The sequence below is a fragment of the Haemophilus sputorum HK 2154 genome (assembly GCF_000287615.1).
GTDB lineage: Bacteria > Pseudomonadota > Gammaproteobacteria > Enterobacterales > Pasteurellaceae > Haemophilus_A > Haemophilus_A sputorum.
Map to the genome: position 1 here is coordinate 522,101 of NZ_ALJP01000009.1, position 19,860 is coordinate 541,960.

Annotated in this window: 14 protein-coding genes and 1 riboswitch; of the genes, 7 read left to right on the top strand and 7 right to left on the bottom strand. The window is 37.0% G+C overall.

Annotated features, from left to right (window positions below; translation table 11 throughout):
* Nucleotides 1-7 precede the first annotated feature (7 nt).
* Nucleotides 8-1,309 (top strand): hemolysin family protein, encoded by a 1,302-nt coding sequence (locus tag HMPREF1128_RS04990; protein ID WP_007525527.1) that lies wholly within the window; start codon nt 8-10, stop codon nt 1,307-1,309.
* Between the two features lie 37 nt (nt 1,310-1,346).
* Here HMPREF1128_RS04990 and folK read toward each other — a convergent pair whose 3' ends face one another.
* From folK to thiB, 4 genes are all read right to left on the bottom strand, one after another.
* Nucleotides 1,347-1,826, bottom strand: a complete 480-nt coding sequence (gene folK, locus HMPREF1128_RS04995; protein ID WP_007525529.1) for a 2-amino-4-hydroxy-6-hydroxymethyldihydropteridine diphosphokinase — start codon at nt 1,824-1,826, stop codon at nt 1,347-1,349.
* A gap of 3 nt (nt 1,827-1,829) precedes the next feature.
* Nucleotides 1,830-3,380: a polynucleotide adenylyltransferase PcnB gene (pcnB, locus tag HMPREF1128_RS05000; protein WP_029495305.1), complete on the bottom strand. Its 1,551-nt coding sequence runs from the start codon at nt 3,378-3,380 to the stop codon at nt 1,830-1,832.
* 69 nt (nt 3,381-3,449) lie between these two features.
* Nucleotides 3,450-3,899, bottom strand: a complete 450-nt coding sequence (gene dksA / locus HMPREF1128_RS05005; RefSeq protein ID WP_007525123.1) for an RNA polymerase-binding protein DksA — start codon at nt 3,897-3,899, stop codon at nt 3,450-3,452.
* A 226-nt stretch (nt 3,900-4,125) separates the two neighbouring features.
* On the bottom strand, nt 4,126-5,127 hold the full coding sequence (gene thiB / locus HMPREF1128_RS05010; protein ID WP_007524695.1) for a thiamine ABC transporter substrate binding subunit: 1,002 nt from the start codon (nt 5,125-5,127) through the stop codon (nt 4,126-4,128).
* Nucleotides 5,128-5,168: 41 nt separating this feature from the next.
* A riboswitch (TPP riboswitch) is annotated at nt 5,169-5,268 on the bottom strand.
* A gap of 248 nt (nt 5,269-5,516) precedes the next feature.
* On the opposite strand from thiB, the gene HMPREF1128_RS05015 reads away from it, so the two are divergent.
* Both HMPREF1128_RS05015 and HMPREF1128_RS05020 read left to right on the top strand, forming a co-directional pair.
* Nucleotides 5,517-6,500: an amidohydrolase family protein gene (locus HMPREF1128_RS05015; protein WP_007524369.1), complete on the top strand. Its 984-nt coding sequence runs from the start codon at nt 5,517-5,519 to the stop codon at nt 6,498-6,500.
* 194 nt (nt 6,501-6,694) lie between these two features.
* Nucleotides 6,695-6,955, top strand: coding sequence for a SemiSWEET family transporter (locus HMPREF1128_RS05020; RefSeq protein ID WP_007524603.1), 261 nt, complete (start codon nt 6,695-6,697; stop codon nt 6,953-6,955).
* A gap of 69 nt (nt 6,956-7,024) precedes the next feature.
* On the opposite strand, the gene HMPREF1128_RS05025 is transcribed toward HMPREF1128_RS05020, so the two are convergent.
* Entirely contained in the window at nt 7,025-8,104 is a 1,080-nt protein-coding gene (locus HMPREF1128_RS05025; protein ID WP_007524844.1) for an extracellular solute-binding protein, read from the bottom strand.
* Between the two features lie 239 nt (nt 8,105-8,343).
* Between HMPREF1128_RS05025 and grpE the strand changes: the two genes are divergently transcribed.
* Nucleotides 8,344-8,931, top strand: coding sequence for a nucleotide exchange factor GrpE (gene grpE / locus HMPREF1128_RS05030; RefSeq protein ID WP_007524983.1), 588 nt, complete (start codon nt 8,344-8,346; stop codon nt 8,929-8,931).
* A 45-nt stretch (nt 8,932-8,976) separates the two neighbouring features.
* On the opposite strand, the gene HMPREF1128_RS05035 is transcribed toward grpE, so the two are convergent.
* A complete protein-coding gene (locus HMPREF1128_RS05035; RefSeq protein ID WP_007524668.1) occupies nt 8,977-12,321 on the bottom strand; it encodes an AAA domain-containing protein in 3,345 nt (1,114 codons plus the stop codon).
* Nucleotides 12,322-12,647: 326 nt separating this feature from the next.
* Here HMPREF1128_RS05035 and HMPREF1128_RS05040 point away from each other — a divergent pair, with 326 nt between their 5' ends.
* The 3 genes from HMPREF1128_RS05040 (at nt 12,648) to HMPREF1128_RS05050 (ending at nt 17,686) form a co-directional block, all read left to right on the top strand.
* Nucleotides 12,648-13,103: a DUF441 domain-containing protein gene (locus HMPREF1128_RS05040; RefSeq protein ID WP_007524202.1), complete on the top strand. Its 456-nt coding sequence runs from the start codon at nt 12,648-12,650 to the stop codon at nt 13,101-13,103.
* Nucleotides 13,104-13,141: 38 nt separating this feature from the next.
* Complete coding sequence (gene hrpA, locus HMPREF1128_RS05045; RefSeq protein WP_007524472.1) at nt 13,142-17,056, top strand: ATP-dependent RNA helicase HrpA; 3,915 nt, start codon at nt 13,142-13,144, stop codon at nt 17,054-17,056.
* 105 nt (nt 17,057-17,161) lie between these two features.
* On the top strand, nt 17,162-17,686 hold the full coding sequence (locus tag HMPREF1128_RS05050) for a toxin-antitoxin system YwqK family antitoxin (RefSeq protein ID WP_007524624.1): 525 nt from the start codon (nt 17,162-17,164) through the stop codon (nt 17,684-17,686).
* A gap of 70 nt (nt 17,687-17,756) precedes the next feature.
* Here HMPREF1128_RS05050 and HMPREF1128_RS05055 read toward each other — a convergent pair whose 3' ends face one another.
* The gene (locus tag HMPREF1128_RS05055) at nt 17,757-19,784 is read right to left on the bottom strand and encodes a BCCT family transporter (protein ID WP_007524593.1); all 2,028 of its coding nucleotides are present in this window, start codon (nt 19,782-19,784) and stop codon (nt 17,757-17,759) included.
* Nucleotides 19,785-19,860 lie beyond the last annotated feature (76 nt).

The window sequence follows — 19,860 nt, forward strand, 5'->3', positions numbered from 1 at the left end:
GGATATTATGAGCTTATTTGAAGCCGCTTTAATTATTTTTTTATTAATTCTGATCAGTGCGATTGTCTCGGCATCTGAAATTTCACTTGCAGGCGCACGAAAACTGAAACTGCAATCCATGGTAAACGAAGGCGATAAACGCGCTGAAAAGGTGATGAAACTGCAAGAACAGCCAGGGCGTTTTATTACTGTCGTCCAAATTGGATTAAACATGGTTGCCGTTTTTGGTGGGGTGGTTGGCGAAAGTGCCGTTACGCCTTATTTTAGCCAATTTCTTTCACAATATACGCAAGCTCAATGGGTAGAATCTGCAGCCTCTTGGATTGCCTTTTTAATTGTGACCTCATCTTTTATTCTTCTTGCAGATTTAATGCCAAAGCGCATTGCAATGACTTACCCAGAAAAAGTCGCCGTGCGTACAATCGGTATCATGTCATTTTGTATTGTCATCTTTAAGCCATTGGTGCTCTTTTTTGACTGGATTGCGAACTCGCTTTTCAAACTCTTTGGCGTTTCAACTATCCGCCAAGACAATATGACTTCTGAAGATATTGTTGCAGTGATGGATGCAGGAGCAAAAGCGGGAGTACTGAAAGCGCAAGAACACTATCTGATTGAAAATGTGTTTGAAATGCAAGAAAGACGAGTAACTTCAACCATGACCACTCGTGAAAACATTGTCTTTTTGGATAGAACCGACAATAAAGCCCAAGTATTACAAACTATCAGCGAGAACTCACATTCTAAGCTACTAATCTGTGATAACGGGCTAGATAAAATCTTAGGTTATGTAGAGTCGCATGATTTGCTTACCCAATATTTGAAACATGAAAATGTTTCTTTAACGGATAGCCGACTGCTCCGCAAATCGCTCTTTATTCCAGATACGCTTTCGCTTTATGAAGTATTGGAGCTATTTAAATCTGCAGGTGAAGATTTTGCCGTCATCGTCAATGAATATGCCCTAGTGGTCGGCATTATTACTCTTAACGATGTAATGAGCATTGTCATGGGCGAATTAGTTTCAACCGAAGAAGAGCAAATTGTTCGACGCGATGAGGATTCTTGGTTAATTGATGGCGCAACGCCGCTCGAAGATGTCATGCGTGCATTGGAAATTCCAAGTTTCCCAAATGATGAAAACTACGAAACTATCGGTGGTTTTATGATGTATATGCTACGTAAAATTCCGAAGAAAACGGATTTTGTTCTTTACGATCAATATAAATTTGAAATTATCGACACCGAGAATTTCAAAATTGACCAGTTAATGGTTTCGTTTAGAAAAGACTTAAAAACAGATGCTTAACAACACAAAAGGCGCTTTAAAAGCGCCTTTTGTTCGTTTATTTACGTTTAAAACAGACCATTTGATGATCTTGAAATAGCGGATAAATATCCGCTAATTTCTCGCCATTAGGTAAGACCAAATCTGGCGCTAAATCATAAAGTGGCACAATTACAAACTCTCGGTTTTTCATTTCAATATGTGGCACCGTTAAACGTTCTGTTTGAATTTCTTGGTTGCCATATAGCAAAATATCCAAATCCAAAGTCCGCTCGCCCCAACGACGTAAGCGTACACGCCCTTGTTGCTGCTCAAGGCTTTGTAACTTGTCTAATAAAGCCTCTGCGGAGAGTTCTGTTGTGAACGTCGCCACTGCATTGACATAATCAGGTTGATCCTGTGGCCCATGCGGCTTAGAACCGTAAAATGGACTGACTCGCAAATCTTTTGCAAAATCCTGCAAAGATTCAACCGCTTGTTCAAGCTGATTCAGAGGATTATTTAAGTTAGAACCTAACGCAATATAAACTCGCACCATCTGCTACTCTCCTGCAGGCTTTTTCATAGTACTCTTCTTACGACGATATGGTGTTTTACGGCGACGTTTTTTCTTCTCTTCACCCGCAAAATTCGGCATGCTACGTACATTTTTCAACATTTCCGCACGTTGTGCATCATTGCTAAATTGGAACTCATGCCACCAAGCGGAAAGTTCTACCAAATCACCGCCTTCAATTTCAGCGCGCATCACTAGCAAATCGAAACCAGCACGGAATTTTTGGACTTCAAGCGTTTGTAATGGGCGTTTACCCGAACGTTTGGTCATTTGGAATTGTAACGACCAAATTTCACGAATCACTCCCGTATGACGTCGATGTAGCGCAACAGCTTTGCAACTTTCATCTAAAATCTCATTTGCCGCAAGCATCATTGCATCATGCGAATTTAATCCACCTTCATTTTTCAACTCATCAATTTTCTCTCGTAACGGATACCAAAAGAGTGCAGCAAATAAAAATGCAGGATTAACAGGTAAACCATCTTTAATCCGATCATCTGTTGAGGTTAATGCTTTGATTAACATGCGCTCCGCATTACTGTCTTGATTCGGGGTAAAAAACGGTGGCAGTACTGGGAATAGCAATTCAAACAAGCCATATTCACGTAGCAACTGATAAGTTTTTACACCTTCGCCAGATTGTAATAATTTGAGCGACTCATCAAATAAACGTGCAGCCGGAATATTCGTCAACAACCCAGCCATTTCTTTAATTGGCTTGGCGGTTGGTTTATCCAAAAACATATCTAGTTTTGCCATAAAACGAATGGCACGCAGCATGCGTACAGGGTCTTCTTGATAGCGCTGAATAGGATTCCCTAATAGGCGTAATTTACCCGCTTGTAAATCCTCAACACCATTGAAGAAATCGAAAATGATGTTATGTGTTGGGTCGTAATAAAAGGCATTCACGCTAAAATCACGGCGCTCTGCATCTTCGCGTAAAGAGCCATATACGTTATCGCGCAACAACATTCCTTCATCACTGACTTTAGAAATTTTATCATTGCTATGATTTTCATGATTAGCGCGAAATGTTGCTACTTCAAAGATTTCTCGCCCAAACACCACATGGGCTAAACGAAAGCGTTTACCTACTAAACGACACTGACGACCAAAGATTTTTTGCACTTCTTCCGGTCTAGCATTGGTGGATATATCAAAATCTTTCGGTTTTCTACCTAATAGTAAATCCCGAACACAACCGCCCACAATATAAGCTTCAAAACCTGCACGTTGTAATTTTTCAACAATAGTTAATGCGTGTTTTGGAAAGGCGCGTGGGCTAATATCAAAATGTGATGCATTTAGCGTGTATTTTTTGTGTAACATATGAGACGGGACACGATCTTGCGTTTTTCGACCTTTTCGTGCTCGTTCAGAAGAGGGGGAGGATTTAGATTTAGATTCAGTGCGATGAGATAGCGGTTTATTATCTGCTTTTCGTTCCTGACGCTCCGTTATTTCATCTGCAAATTGTTGTTTTTTCGCTTTTTTAGGGCGAGAAAAAAACGATTTAATGTAATTAAAAATAGCTCACCTCAATAAACTTCATATAAAAATAGGATAACGGAGAGCTTATACCACTCTCCGTTATAATCATTATAACCCTAATTGTTTTTCTCTAATTTCTGCTAGGGTTTTGCAGTCGATACACATATCTGCTGTTGGGCGTGCTTCTAAGCGTTTTAAGCCGATTTCTACGCCACAAGTTTCGCAGTAACCATATTCATCTTCTGAAATACTGTGTAAAGTCTGTTCGATTTTCTTTAACAGTTTGCGCTCACGATCACGATTACGCAACTCTAAACTAAACTCTTCTTCTTGGGTTGCACGGTCTGCAGGATCTGCAAAGTTTGCAACTTCTTCTTGCATTTGGCTTTTTGTTCTTTCAGCCTCTTCCATGATTTGCGCATGCCACGCTTTTAGAATTTTGGTGAAGTGTGCTTTTTGAGCATCATTCATATACTCTTCACCCTTCTTTAATTCGTAAGGTTTAACACCCGCAATGGCTAATAATCCTAATGAGGCGCTGTTACTTACTTGTGTCATGATTCACTCCTGTTTTTGATTTTACCCAATTCTTTACCCAAAATTGCTTTAAAAAGTGGCTTTATTTTTCAGTCATAAACAAAGCTGAATGATAAATAAAATTTGGGGTCTTCTAAAAGGCGGTATAAATAACAGAAGTTAATCAATTTGGCAACCTATTTTGCAAAATTTTCATAAAATCCGACCGCTTACCGCCTTACAGACAAATAAAATCAAAAAAAATTCATTATTGAGTGATAGCTTTTTGCCAAATATTCAACCATTGACGCACTTGTTCACTACTTGGCATAGCAAAATTCGTTAACGTTTTTGTTTTTGGTTGTGCACTCAATAATGGATCCACTTCTTCAGTAATGACTGGGTGCATAATATTTGCTTTAGCAATAATTTTTTGTGATTCTGGCGTGGTTAAAAATTGTAAGAATTTTTGTGCCAATGCTTTTTGTTTGGAAGATTGCATAATCGCGCCATATTCCACTTGCACTAAATGCCCTTCATCAAAAATGGCTGCAACATTCTTATCATCATTTTCATACCATTGATGGTATAACGGTGAAGTTGTGTAACTTAGCGCTAAATCAGCCTCACCTTTTAAATAAGCTCCATAGGTTTCTGACCAACCTTTACCCACCGTAACGGTATGTTTGCTTAAGGCTGTCCAACGCTCTGCAACCGCTTGTTCGCCTTGCTCTCCGTAAAGCGCATTTACCCACATTAACAAGCCTCGCCCCACAGTGCTTGTTCTAGGATCTTGATAAATAACACGTAAATCAGTTCGCTCAATTAACGCTTTCATGGAAGTTGGGGGATTTTTTAATTTATCTTTATTATAAATAAAGGCATATTCGCCGTAGTCAAAAGGATAGAAAACTTCACTTTTCCAATTATTAGTCGGAATGGCAATTGAATCTAAAGATAATTCATGCGCAGTAAATAAGCCTGCTTTTTCGGCTTCATCTTTAAGAAAGGAATCTATGCCTAACACTACATCAGCTTTAGTTTTTTTTCCTTCTAAACGCACACGGTTAAACATCGTGATGCCATCATCAAATGGCAGAAAACGTAAATCACATTGGCAAGTTTTTTCAAAGTTTGCTTCTAGCTGTTTAGCCGGTCCATATTCTGAAGCAAATGAGCTGTAAGTATAAACATTTAACATTGGCTGTTGTGCCAAAGCGCTTGTGCTAAGAAAAACGGCAGAAAGGGAAAGTTTGGTTAGTTGGTTCATATAAGTTCCTTCTAAAAGAATATAGAAGGATTTAAGAAAGGCAGGCACGCCATCTCAAATCCCTACGCTGATATTAGTCAGTTCAGGTTCTACGGGTTTATGATCACATATCTCAGCCTATAAGCACCCCGATGAGAACGGAGCAAATTTTAGAAGACTATGCCACCAAATGCAACCGTTTGCATTTTCTAAAAAAGTCATTATACTATCGCTCTAGTCCAAACATAGGAACTAGAAATGAATTCTTCTCGATCAATGTTACCATTTTTTTCGCTACGCATCGTATTACGAGGCGTAGCTATTTTTTTATTCATTTCTCTCTTTTCTTCAAATCGCTTTTTACAAGCGATTTTTTTTCGTCTAAATTTTGCAAAATAGGATAAATAACCATGGGTCAACTTATTCGCACTTTAAAAGGTCATATTCGTGATGAAATTATCAAAAAAGGAGGTTGGGTTAATTCCCACGCTCATGCCGACCGCGCCTTTACCATGACTCCAGAGAAAATTACCATTTATCAAAATGCAAACCTCCAACAAAAATGGGATTTAGTCGATGAAATTAAACGCAATTCAACTGTCGATGATTACTATCGCCGCTTTAGCCAAGCTATTGAGCTAATGATTTCACAAGGGGTAACCGCATTCGGTACTTTCGTAGATATTGATGCAGTCTGCGAAGATCGTGCAATTATTGCCGCTCATAAAGCTCGTGAAGTTTATAAAAGTGACATTATTTTGAAATTCGCCAACCAAACCTTAAAAGGCGTGATTGAACCTAGCGCTAAAAAATGGTTTGATATCGGCTCTGAAATGGTAGATATGATTGGTGGTTTGCCTTATCGAGATGAATTAGATTTTGGTAAAGGCTTAGAGGCCATGGATATTTTAATGGATAAAGCGAAATCGCTTGGCAAAATGTTGCACGTTCACGTTGACCAATTTAATACCCCAAAAGAAAAAGAAACCGAACAACTATGCGATAAAGCCATTGAACACGGTATGCAAGGGCGGGTAGTTGCAATTCATGGTATTTCAATTGGTGCACATCCTAAAGAATATCGAAAAATGCTCTATCAAAAAATGCGTGATGCACAAATGATGGTTATTGCCTGCCCAATGGCATGGATTGATAGTGGACGTAAAGAAGATCTTCAACCCTTCCATAATGCATTAACCCCTGCCGATGAACTCATTCCAGAAGGTATTACTGTGGCTATTGGTACAGATAATATCTGTGATTACATGGTACCACTTTGTGAGGGTGATATGTGGCAAGAATTAAGCTTGCTTTCTGCCGGATGTCGCTTTACCAACCTTGAAGAAATGGCAAATATTGCCTCCATTAACGGACGTAAAGTATTAGGTTTATAGTCTTGTTTATCTCAAATCCCCATAACTGAAATACGGTGTGGGGATTTTTTTCTCCCTAACAAAATTATTGTCAATAAAAAGCATAGAATACACACAACATCAAATATTATTGACTTTAAAGAAATAATTTAATATAATTAAAGAGAATTAAGAAATCATTAAATATATACTTTAGTTATTAAATTGGGGGAAGAATGACAAACGAACGTTTCATTAACATTTTAGGTTGGGTTGCCACTTTCACTGCGGTATGCATGTATGTCTCTTATTTAGAACAAATTAATTTAAACCTAGCGGGGCAAAAAGGTGGTGTTTTGCAACCACTTGCCACAGCAGTTAACTGCTCATTATGGGTTGCTTATGGATTATTAAAAGAAAAACGCGATTATCCAGTAGCACTAGCCAATTCACCAGGTGTAGTATTAGGCTTAATTAGCTTCTTTACTGCACTATAGTCAACAGATAAGAACAAAAAAGGCAGAATTTGATTTCTCAAATTCTGCCTTTTACTTATCTATCTAAGATTATTTAGAAGCTTTTAACTCTTGATAGTATTTTTCATAAAGCTCAATTGCATCGCCCACATCATCTTGCCAGTGAGATTTTTGTAGAATCTCTGCTGTTGGATAAATTGCTGGATCTTGAGTGATTTCTTTTGGTAATTCTTCTAATGCTTTCACGTTTGAAGTTGGATAACCAATTTCAAGTGTGAGTTGTTTAGAAACACTCGCACTCAATAAATAGTTAATTAGCTTATGCGCATTTTCTTTGTTTTTCGAATTGGCTGGAATCGCTAAAGTATCCACCCATAAAACAGGGCCTTCTTTCGGGAAAACCATATCAATTGGTGCTTTTTCTTTTTTCGCAATGCGAACAGAACCATTCCATAATTGACCTACTGAAACTTCACCTGAAATAAATGAGTTTGCAGGGTTGTCAGAGTTAAATGAAAGTACGTTTGAACGTAATTTTTTCAACTCTTCAAAAGCTTCTTTGATTTCAGCTGGATCAGTAGTATTCGGATTTTTACCTAATTTTAATAATGCGATGTTAAATACTTCACGCGCATCATCTAATAATTGCACTTTATTTGCGAATTCTGGTTTCCATAAATCACCCCACGAAGTAAATTGGTCACCTTTATAATCGTTCGTGTTAAATGCAATACCTGGCGCACCTAAAAGTTGTGGTAATGAGTATTTATTACCTTTATCGTAAGGTTTGTCTAACCAGTCTTTATTTAATTCTGCAATTACCGGTAATTTGCTGTGATCAAGTTCAGCTAACATACCTTCTTTTGACATTTTTGATACGAAGTAGTTAGAAGGTGCGATAACATCATAACCACCGTCTTTACCTTGTAATTTTAACTTCGCATACATGGTTTCATTAGATTCAAGACTTGAAACCTCAACTTTAATGCCTGTTTCTTTTTGGAATTGATCTAATAAGCCTTCTGGTACATATTCCGTCCAAGTATATAAGTGAACGGTGCCCGCGTTTGCCGGGGCTGCGGTTTCCGTTGTGGTTGCTTTCTCTTCATTACAAGCTGTTAACACTAATGAAGCCACGCCTGCAGCGACTAAACCTGCGATTTTTTTCATTTAAGTTTTCTCCGTTAAGAAAAAAAGATAAAAGCGTTCGGATAAATCCGAAAATTGACGAATCTTTCACACTATCACAACACAGCGGAAATTGAGGGGAATTTTAAGTGACCCCCTAGATTTTGCAAGGAATTTCTCAGTAAAAATGAAATTATTTTTGTCATTTTCTTGAATTGCAAGAATTTGTTATTATATTAAAGAAAGTTTAACCTATTGAATCACTTAAAAGAGGATTTATCATGACTCAAGCCAATGAAAACCCAGAAATCAATGAACAAGAAAAAGTAGAAGAACAAGTTCAGGAAACCACTGTAGAAACAGAAGAACAACCAATCGAAGCTGAACTTGCTGGTTGCTATGCTCGTATTAACGAATTAGAAACCTACATTGCAGAGGCTGATAAGCGTGAACAAGATATCCAATTACGTGCACAAGCTGAAATTCAAAATATGCGTCGTCGCGCTGAACAAGAGGTAGAAAAAGCGCATAAATTCGCATTAGAAAAATTCTCTAAAGAATTATTAACTGTAGTAGATAACCTAGAGCGTGGATTAGCCGCATTAGACAAAGCCGTTTCAGATGAAACCACCCAAGCTTTAGTCGATGGTGTTGAAATGACCCACAAAGAATTCATTTCTACCCTTGCGAAATTTGGCGTTCAAGCAGTCGGTGTAGTTGGCGAAGTATTCAATCCTGAACTTCACCAAGCTATTTCAATGCAACCGGCAGAAGGCATTGATGCTAACCATATCAGCCAAGTATTACAAAAAGGATACACTCTACAAGGTCGCGTACTTCGTCCAGCGATGGTCATGGTTGCTGCATAAAATAATATTTTAACAAAGGCGAGTTTTAAACTCGCCTTTGTTTAATTATCGAACCTCTTTTACTTTTTTCTGTAATTTTTCAAGAAAAATTGATGCATCAATAATATTATCTAGTATCGGTAAAGCTTTTTTAAAACATTCATATTTTTCTTTCCAAACATGATAATCACCGATAAGAAATAAACGATCTTTTGCTCGAGTAGCTGCAACATTTAATAAATTTGGTTTACTCACTAAAGGCATTGCTTTAATAATATCTGATTGATTTCTTCCTAAAACTAGTAAAACTATACTGCTTTCTTTTCCTTGAAAAGTATGCACAGTACCTACATTCTTGTTAACCCAATCACCCCCACTCACTCCAAATTCGCTCCATAATTTTTCATTTTCTTTTAAACGCGTTCTAATCTTCTCACACATTTCTTTAAAAGGAGAGATTATGTATATTGGAGGTAACTGTTTATCTTTATAACGCTGAAGACAAAGCTGCCTAAAAATATTACTTACAAGTTCAACTTCTTTTTCTTCTTGTTGTTCCCCTTCTGATAAATGAATCCAAGCACTATCTCCCATTAACCATGGATCTTGAATTGGATGTTTTTTATTCAATCCAAAAACCATTTTACCTTGATAAGCTATACAATTAGAAATTGAAAACATTGGCTCCAGACAACGACGATGCACCCGTAATGGGCTTCCAATCCAAGTACTTTCTCCATCAACATCCAAATATGCTCCATATGGATTAGCTTTATCTGCTAATACTTGAACAGATGTTTTATGTGGAGAGACCTCAAAATCGACCTGAATTTTACTTGCCTTAAACAATATATCTGTTAATTTCTCAGGAGTAGTAAATACAGGTTCAATTTGCAATGGATCGCCCACAACTATAGCATTTTTAGCTCTCCACATGGCACCTACCGCAGCCTGAGGAATAGCTTGCCCTGCTTCATCAACAAAAATCCAACCTAGACTTTGGGCACCTAAATAACGGAATAGATATCCAAAAGAAGCAAAAGTAGTGGAAGCAACTGGTACCATCATAAATAAGCTTTGCCAAATTAGTAAAGCAGCTTCTTCTATTTTTTCTGGATTACCTTGTAACTGCTGACCTCCTATCAAATTTTTTATGGCTAAAATATTGCCACTGAAACCACAACTAATACTTTCAGCTATCCATGCTTCATGCAAACTTAATGCGGCTTGAAATAATTCTGAACGTTTATGATTAAGATTTTCATCAGACCAGAATCCACTAATTTGCCATTGTTCTTTCTCTAAATCCTCTAACATATTAATAGGTGTTTTAACTTTACTTTCATTAAAATTTTCGCTATATCCTAAAATATTTCTTAACTCTGAAAGCTTTGCAAACAAGCGTTCTTTTTCATTTTGTTTTTCTTGTATATTGAGTAGCTTATCTTCAGAAAGAAGTCTTAAATGACGTTGATTTTCTTGTTCAAAATTATTATTCTTAATTTTTTCTAAATAACATTGATAATTCTTAGGAAAAAATAATCTACTTAATAAAGTAGGCTTATTTAAATTTAAAAATTCTCGTTCTTGAATCAAGTTTGTAAGTTTAGATAAGTTACGCTCAATTTCTAATTTAGCTAAATAAGCTTCATGTTCAAAATCAAATTCACATAAATCTTTCCATTTCAATACAATATTCATATAGGTAGTAAGATGAGAAATATGTTCTTTAACCTCTTTTTGTTTAGTTAAAAATGCTTCTCTTGCTTTACTAAAGCTTGGACCTGAATATCTTTTTCTCCACGTATAAATACTATCAAAATAATCTTCTTTAAATCCGTTAAGGTTAGGATCTGGCTCTTGCGTAAATTGCTCAACAAAAAATTCTCTTTTATCTTTTCTCCCTAATACACATGCAATTAATCCCCATGGTTGTTGTTCAAAATCTAATTCTACATACTCTTTTTTCTTATTTATTTTCTTACAAGAAATCAAATTTCTTGCCACGCTTTGTAAATACTTTACTTTAGTATTTTTCTTCATATCATACCAATTTCTACCAAGAGCTTTCATTTGAGGTAACTCTTCCGAAATATTTTGAACAGCAGCGTTATTTGACGAAGTAACAACCATTTCATAACCAGTTAAATCATCTTGAAGAACTGCTAATTCCAATGTATTCCTTCCAAACTCAATTTTGATCTTATCCGATTTAAAAGTACTTTTAACATCTAAATAATTAGCTAATGCAGTGGCTCTACGAACAATATTTTCTGCGAAGATATCTCTTAATAAAGTTGTTTTTCCTGTTCCTGGAGGACCATTAACAGAAAAAAGTGATCGACCTTCCGGATTTTTATTAATTTCTTTGAATATTGTATTAATAGCAAATTGCTGCATCAAACTCATATGATGAGAATTCTCACTAAACCAATGTCCATGATTAATGTACTCTGGCTTTAAATTTTCAATAATGCACTCCTTCCCTTCCAATGAATCATATAAGTCAATGTATTTATATGTTTTAGAAAGATAAGAAATCAAAGTATTACCAACTATTTTATTATTCATTCCAGCTTGAATAGTTTTAGCAAGATCAATTGCAAAAAAACTATTTAGAATAGAAATCTGAATATTTTCAACTTCAACAGTAAACTTTAATGATTCATTTTTATTATTTTCTTTTCTTGTTTTTTTTCCTCTTTTAGGATAAATATAAAAATGAGTAACATCATCAGAATTTGGGCTAAAATTCATCCATTCCATTACAACATCTATAAGTTGAACAATATTTTTTCCACTTAACGCAGGAAAAGGATTTTCTTTGGTTACATGGGGCTCTATGTTCATTCTTAAAAAGTCAGCAAGAGTATCTTTAAGCAATTTCATCTCACAATCAAATTGCTCAAAATCCAAACAAGTAACATCCCCATTATTCTTGCGGATCTGACCAATAGCCCAAGGCGCTGTTGACACTTCAATATTTCCTGATTTATATGGGTCTAAACGTCCAAATTCATCTAAGCTAATTTTTGCACAACAACTTAACCCTTTCCCATTACTTGAAGATATGTTGTTTTTAATATTACCAATAAAGCGAACATTTTCACTACTAGTATCAAACTTTAAAAGTTTGTTTAATTTTTCTGCTAATTCATTTTTATTATAAATACCAATAAAAAGATCAAAACCTAAAATAACTTCATCTTTATGTAAACCTGGTGTTAAGTATCTCCATAATTCTTCAGTTGATAGAAATTCTATTTTCTGCTTAAATAAAGGCAGATAGTTTTGTTGAGCCTTCTTAATTTTAGAAAGCGTATCTTCTAGATCATAAGGAAGAAAAAATTCTATTTTATGCCAAAAATCTAAGATCGCGATTTGCTCTGGAGTTAATCTATTCTGTTGCATTTTGTTTATTAATTTAGTAATAAGTTAGAACTTGTATTCTAGATACAGCGCTATTAATAAGCAAGAGGAATGTCTTAATTTCTCTCTAATCTATGCTAGAATACACGCTTACTCAATTATAAACTCTAGCATCGTACTCCAATATGACAAAAATCATTTGTAGAAGTAATATTAGAAAGTTTTTCCAATATTCTGAATAAATAGTTGGATATTTGCTACTAACTAAATTTCTATAGTATAGAAATAAGCTTGCTAATTAGCAGACTTGTAGTAAATTATTAGAAGATTCATTCTACTTTTTTACAAATACTGGAACGATACCACTTATGACTCTTCAATTTAACCCTGTTGCCCTATTTTTAGTGGCACTCATTTTTCTTGGTGTAATGGGCAATAATAATTCCATTACCATTTCTGCCACCGTTTTGCTACTTATGCAACAAACCTTTTTAAGTAAATATATCCCTCAGCTTGAAAAAAGTGGATTAACCATCGGCATTATCATTCTCACAATTGCCGTATTAAGCCCCATTGTTTCTGGCAGAATTCAATTTCCGGCACTGGCAGAAATGCTAAATTGGAAAATACTGCTTTCTATTGCTATTGGTATTTTTGTTGCTTGGCTAGGTGGTCGTGGCGTGAATTTAATGTCGGCTCAACCAATCATTGTGACAGGCTTACTTATTGGCACCATTTTAGGCGTGGCATTTTTAGGTGGCGTGCCAGTTGGTCCATTGATTGCTGCGGGTATTTGCTCGCTATTTTTAGGCCTAGGAAAATAATCTCATTTCATCTCTGATTGAATAATCTTTTTATAAATATGCAAAAAAATCACCAAAACAGACCGCTTGATGAGACGCAAAAAGCGTTAATTGCGCAATTAAAAAATATCACAACCAGTGATTATCGCCGTTTGCGCTCTCGTATTCATGGCTTATCTAACGTAAAAAAATCAGATACCAAGCAAGCTGTGATTGCAGAAATTGAGCAATCTATCTTATCTGCGCAAGCTCATTTTGCTACTCGTAAAACTCAGCTTGAAAATCTGAAAATCAGCTATCCTGATTTACCTGTTTCTGCACGCCGTGAAGAAATTCTAAAACTGATTGCAGAAAACCAAGTCGTAGTCATTGCAGGGGAAACTGGCTCAGGCAAAACCACCCAGCTGCCTAAAATGTGTTTAGAGCTAGGACGTGGCGTTAATGGCTTGATCGGGCACACTCAGCCTCGTCGAATTGCCGCACGTTCGGTCGCAAACCGAATTGCCGAAGAGCTTGGTTCTGAAATGGGCTCCACCGTAGGTTATAAAGTTCGTTTTAACGACCAAGTTAGCGAAAATACTTTGGTTAAGTTAATGACTGACGGGATTTTACTGGCAGAAATTCAAACCGATCGCTACTTAAATCAATATGATACGTTGATTATTGACGAGGCTCATGAACGGAGCTTGAACAATGATTTTATTTTGGGCTACCTCAAACAAATTCTAGCCAAACGCCCAGATTTAAAAGTCATTATTACTTCTGCAACCATTGATGTAGAACGCTTCTCACGCCATTTTAATAATGCGCCAATTATTGAAGTTTCAGGCAGAACTTTCCCTGTAGAAGTTCGTTATCGTCCAATCGTAGAAGAAGAGGATCAAGACCAACTTCAAGGCATTTTAAATGCGGTTGATGAGCTACAAGCTGAAGGCCGAGGCGATATTCTGATTTTTATGAACGGCGAACGTGAAATCCGCGATACTGCAGAAGCCTTACAAAAACAGGAACTTCGTTTTACTGAAATTCTGCCACTATATGCCCGTCTTTCAGCCGAAGAACAACAACGGATTTTCCGTCCAAGCGGGTTAAATCGTGTAATTCTTGCAACTAACGTGGCAGAAACTTCATTAACGATTCCAAACATTAAATATGTTATTGATACGGGGACGGCACGGATTTCTCGTTATAGTTATCGCACAAAAGTACAACGTTTACCGATTGAGCCTATTTCTCAAGCTTCGGCAAATCAGCGTAAAGGTCGATGCGGTCGAACGTCCGAAGGGATTTGTATTCGCTTATATTCAGAGGAAGATTTTAACAGTCGCCCTGAATTTACCGATCCAGAAATTCTTCGTACTAATTTGGCCTCGGTAATTTTACAGATGAATTCGCTTGGCTTAAGTGATATTACCGCTTTCCCATTTGTTGATTCTCCTGATATTCGACAAATTCAAGACGGTATTCGCTTGCTTGAAGAATTACAAGCCTTTAAAACGCGTAAAACTAAATTTGGTGAAAAGCGGGAATTAACTCAAATTGGTCGCCAACTTGCCCAACTACCGATTGATCCCCGTTTAGGTCGAATGGTGATTGAAGCCGCTAAAAATGGCAGTTTGCACGAAGTAATGATGATTGTGTCTGCTCTTTCTATTCAAGATCCAAGAGAAAGACCACAAGAAAAACAACAAGCCTCGGATGAAAAACATCGCCGCTTTGCAGATAAAGATTCTGATTTTTTAGCTTTTGTGAATCTGTGGCATTACATCCAAACCCAGCAAAAAGCATTGAGCAAAAATCAATTCCGCAAACAATGCCAGAAAGATTTTCTCAATTATCTTCGTGTCCGTGAATGGCAAGATATTTACCATCAGCTGCGCTTATCAGTACGAGAAATGGGCTTGCCAATTAACACACTCGAAGCAAATTATCAGCAAATTCACACGGCTTTATTAGCAGGTTTGCTCTCACATATCGGCTTGAAAGATAGTGAAAAAATGCATTATTTAGGGGCAAGAAACGCCCAATTTTTCATTTTTCCGACCTCTGCGCTTTTCAAAAAACAGCCGAAATGGATCATTGCCTCAGAATTAGTTGAAACCACCAAATTATGGGCAAGAACTGTTGCGAAAATTGAGCCAGAATGGATTGAACCATTAGCGCAACATTTAGTGAAAAGTAGCTATAGCGAACCACATTGGGCAAAATCAAAAGGGGCTGTGATGGCGTATGAAAAAGTTGCGCTTTATGGCGTGCCGATTGTCAGCAATCGCCCAGTCAATTACGGTGCGATAGATCCTGCTATTAGCCGAGAAATTTTTATTCGCTCTGCGATGGTAGAAGGCGAATGGGTCAACAATTACAAATTTTTCAAAGAAAATAACCGCTTGATCAAAGAGGTGGAAGATTTAGAACATAAATCTCGCCGTCGAGATATTTTGGTTGATGAACAAGTATTGTTTGATTTTTACGATCAGCGTGTTGGCACAGAAGTCGTGTCTAGTCGCCATTTTGATAGCTGGTGGAAAAAAGCAAGTAAAGCTAATCCAGAATTACTGAATTTTGAAAAATCCTTCTTAATCAATAAAGGCGCCAATAAGGTCTCAGAGTTAGATTTCCCGAATTTTTGGTATCAAGGCAATCTCAAACTGAAATTAAGCTATCAATTTGATATTAGCGCAGAATCTGATGGTGTTACGGTGCATATTCCATTGCCATTACTGAATCAAATTGAGCCAGAAGGCTTTGATTGGCAAATTCCAGGGCTTCGTCATGAATTAGTCATCAGCCTCATTAAAGCACTGCCAAAAGCCACTCGCCGGAATTTTGTGCCCGCACCAAATTATGCGGAAGCCTTTTTAGCGCGTGCAGAGCCATTTAAAAAACCATTATTACAAAGCCTAAGTGATGAGCTGCGTAAAATGACAGGCGTGACTATTGCTCCAGAATTATGGGATTTATCACAACTGCCCTCACATTTAAAAATGAATTTTAAAGTGGTGGATGAAAAAGGAAAAACACTCTCTGAAAGTGAAGATTTAGATGCGTTGAAATTCCAACTTAAAGATGAAGTCAAAACAGCACTTTCGCATATTGCTGATGATGGCATTGAACAAAGTGGTCTACATTTATGGCAATTTGCAGAATTGCCACAATGCTATGAGCAGAAAAAAGCAAATTTCAGCGTAAAAGCTTATCCCGCCATTGTGGATGAGAAAAATGCAGTAGGCATTAAACTCTTTGAAACAGAAGCTGAACAACAACAAGCCATGCAAGCAGGGCTGCGCCGTTTATTGCTATTGAATATTCCTTCACCTATTAAATATTTACACGAGAAACTGCCCAACAAAGCCAAACTCGGACTTTATTTTGCCCCATTTGGCAAAGTGGTGGAATTGATTGATGACTGCATTGCCTGCGCAGTTGATAAATTGATCGAAGAATTTGGTGGCTTTGTGTGGACAGAAGAAAAATTTAATGCATTGCATGAATTTGTTCGCGCTAATTTAAACGAAACAACGGTGGAAATTGCCCTACAAGTGGAAAAATCATTAACCCTTGCTTTCGAGCTAAACAAACGCATGAAAGGTAAGATGGATTTTACAATGGCATTTGCGCTCTCGGATATAAAAACGCAACTCGCTGGTTTAATCTATCCAAATTTCGTCACCCAAGCAGGCTTTGAACGACTTGCAGATCTTTACCGATATTTGACCGCTATCGGAAAACGCTTGGACAAACTTGGCACGGATACCAATACCGACCGAGCTAAAATGTTACGAGTCGAACAGGTACAAGAAGCTTATAAACAGCTTTTGGCTAAACTACCAAAATCCAAAGCTATACCGGCTGAAGTGTTAGAAATTCGTTATATGATTGAAGAACTAAGAGTTAGTTTATTTGCACAACAACTGGGTACAAAATACCCAATTTCAGATAAGCGGATTTTAAATACCATTGCTGACATAAAATAGATAACGATAAAAAGTTACCTCAATATACTATAGAAATTCACTCAACTTTTAGAAAACTATGCTAAAATTGAGTGAATTCATTTCTCTCTTTAAAAGGAAAAATTTATGAAAAAATGGTGGTTAATTTCATTAGCAACGATTGCTGGAAATGTTTATGCTTTTGATCCAACAGGCGACTGCACATTTGATAACCATGGCAACCAACGTTGTGTCGTTTATCATGACGGTTCAAATGTGGTTAAAAATATATTCACTATTGGCCCAAATGGCAGAGTTATTGGTGAATCACCGATTTACTATCCGAGCGGCAAACTAAAAAGCACCATGCGCTATAATGATCAAGGTGAAATACACGGCAAAATTATGCACTACTGGGAAAATGGCAAAGTAAAAGCGGCTATTGACTATAAAAATAATTTAGCGGATGGTTTTTCCCACGAATACGATGAAAGTGGTAAGCTAGTTGTCATTTGGCAATATAAAAATGACCTAGAAGTACACATGCAAGAAATGAACGGTAAAGTAAAACACGGCAAAGAAGTGTTTTTCCGGAATGACAACGGTGTTGCGACCCCCTACCGCGTAATCGAATGGAATAACGGCAAAAAAGTCAAAGAACAAACAGAATAATGTAATACAAGCGGTCGTATTTCTCCCAAATTTTGCAAAAAATAAGGAAAAACCGACCGCTTGTTTTATGCTACTCGGCTAATTCAGTCTGTTCGTGAGCCATCAATTCCTGCCCAACGCTTTCTAATAAGCTGAGATAGCGTTCATATTGTTTAAGAATATCCGCAATCAGTTCTTCTTTATTCATATACTGCACATCATATCCCACTCGCCCATCAAAGAAGTAAGTATAAGGCTCATAGGTTGTACTATGCTGAATATGAGGCAAGTTTTCATCGTTAATCAACTGTTCTGAAACTTCTCTGCCAACCGATTTAATCCCATACATAAAATCTCGTAACGATTCTTTTTGAATGATGAATTCCACTGCGGGTTCTTCTTGTTCAAACAACGTATTGATATGCACAACAAAACCATACTTACCAATCAATTCTTGACGAAGCTCTCGCATTGCAGGAAGCGCTTTATGTTTTAAGAAACGAAGAATATCTCGCTCTTGGGTTTGATTCATCATTTGTTCAAGATGCTCTCGCCATTTATTTCCCGTCCAAAATACCGTACTTGGCGTTACTTTAGTGGCAAAGTATTGTTTATCAGCATTTAAACCTTTCCACAAACTAAAACACATTACCAGCATTAACATCGCAAAGGGTAATGCCACAATTAGTGTCATTGACTGTAAATTTGCCAGTCCACCAACATTCATTAACACAATCGCAACCAAAGACATTATTCCGCCCCACATCATGGCTTGCCAACGAGGTGCTGCCAAACTTTTATCTCGAGAAGCAATATTGTTTAATACATAAATTCCCGAGTCGGCTGAAGTAATAAAGAATAATGCAATAATCACTAAACTTACGATGCCCGTTATTGCGGGTAACGGTAAATAGTCTAAAAATTTAAAGAGCAAAATTTCTGGTGATGAAACCATTTTGCCTAACTCGCCGTTAGCAACGTGATCTTCTAGCCAGATTGCTGTGTTACCAAATACTGTAAACCATAAAATGCCAAAAAGTGTTGGAATCACTAATACACCAAAGATAAACTCACGAATTGTGCGCCCTTTGGAAATTCGAGCAATAAATAGCCCCACAAATGGCGCCCATGAACACCACCATGCCCAATATAAAATTGTCCAACCACTAAACCAATCTGTATTTTCTTGCTCATAAGCATAAGTTTTAAAACTTAATTGCAAAATATTGCTTAAATAGTTACCAATATTATCGCTAAATGCCGACAGCAAATAGAGTGTTGGGCCAGTTACTAACACAAAGAGTAACAAAGTAAAGGCTAACCCTAAATTGAGTTCGCTCAGTATTTTGACGCCTTTTCCCACACCAGAAATAGCAGAAAAAATAGCTAGCCCCATGACAACAACAATAATGGCAATTTGTAACCCAAAATTATTTTCACTAATCCAGCCTAATTGGACTAAACCTGCACCAAGTTGGGCGGCGCCATAACCTAATGTAGTAATAATCCCAAATAAAGTTGAAAGTAGCGCCATAATGTCGATAGCATCACCTAACTTGCCGTTAATTCGCTCTTTTAAGAGTGGATAAAAACAAGAACGTAGTGCTAAAGGTAATTTATAGCGAAAACCAAAATAAGCTAACGCAAGCGCAATGGTGCCATAAACCGCCCACGCATGCATGCCCCAGTGAAAGACGGTATGCAATAAGGCTTCCTGCTGTTTATGCTCTGCTCCGCCTGTGGTTATGCTTGAAGGATAATGACTTAAAGGTTCTGCCACACCAAAAAACATCAAGCCGACACCCATTCCCGCAGCAAATAACATGGCAAGCCATGAGATAAAACTAAATTCAGGCATATCCTCGTCCTGCCCTAATTTGATATTACCTAAATTGCTCACTGATAAAATGACTAAAAAGCACAGAACAATTGAAAAGGCTAAAATATAAAACCAACTAAAATGTGAAAAAATAGCGTTCTTCGCTACATTTAAAAATGTTTGGGTTTGTTCAGGCAGCAATAACGTGACCCCCACTAATGAGCTTACAAATAAAAGTGTCATAAAAATCACAAATGGATTAAATGACGTTCGCTTTTCCATAAATTGAGATAAAGACAAACTGTTCCCCTTATTTAAATTAAGTTGAAAGTAAAAAATATGTTTTTATTAAGATAATGCAAGATGTAAATAACGC

Excerpts from the sequence above, each read along its gene's own strand:
- HMPREF1128_RS05050 (WP_007524624.1), top strand. The coding sequence starts at position 17,162 with ATGAAAAAATGGTGGTTAATTTCATTAGCAACGATTGCTGGAAATGTT.
- HMPREF1128_RS05025 (WP_007524844.1), bottom strand. The coding sequence starts at position 8,104 with ATGAAAAAAATCGCAGGTTTAGTCGCTGCAGGCGTGGCTTCATTAGTG.
- HMPREF1128_RS05020 (WP_007524603.1), top strand. The coding sequence starts at position 6,695 with ATGACAAACGAACGTTTCATTAACATTTTAGGTTGGGTTGCCACTTTC.
- HMPREF1128_RS05040 (WP_007524202.1), top strand. The coding sequence starts at position 12,648 with ATGACTCTTCAATTTAACCCTGTTGCCCTATTTTTAGTGGCACTCATT.
- grpE (WP_007524983.1), top strand. The coding sequence starts at position 8,344 with ATGACTCAAGCCAATGAAAACCCAGAAATCAATGAACAAGAAAAAGTA.
- folK (WP_007525529.1), bottom strand. The coding sequence starts at position 1,826 with ATGGTGCGAGTTTATATTGCGTTAGGTTCTAACTTAAATAATCCTCTG.
- thiB (WP_007524695.1), bottom strand. The coding sequence starts at position 5,127 with ATGAACCAACTAACCAAACTTTCCCTTTCTGCCGTTTTTCTTAGCACA.
- dksA (WP_007525123.1), bottom strand. The coding sequence starts at position 3,899 with ATGACACAAGTAAGTAACAGCGCCTCATTAGGATTATTAGCCATTGCG.
- HMPREF1128_RS05015 (WP_007524369.1), top strand. The coding sequence starts at position 5,517 with ATGGGTCAACTTATTCGCACTTTAAAAGGTCATATTCGTGATGAAATT.
- HMPREF1128_RS05035 (WP_007524668.1), bottom strand. The coding sequence starts at position 12,321 with ATGCAACAGAATAGATTAACTCCAGAGCAAATCGCGATCTTAGATTTT.
- hrpA (WP_007524472.1), top strand. The coding sequence starts at position 13,142 with ATGCAAAAAAATCACCAAAACAGACCGCTTGATGAGACGCAAAAAGCG.
- HMPREF1128_RS04990 (WP_007525527.1), top strand. The coding sequence starts at position 8 with ATGAGCTTATTTGAAGCCGCTTTAATTATTTTTTTATTAATTCTGATC.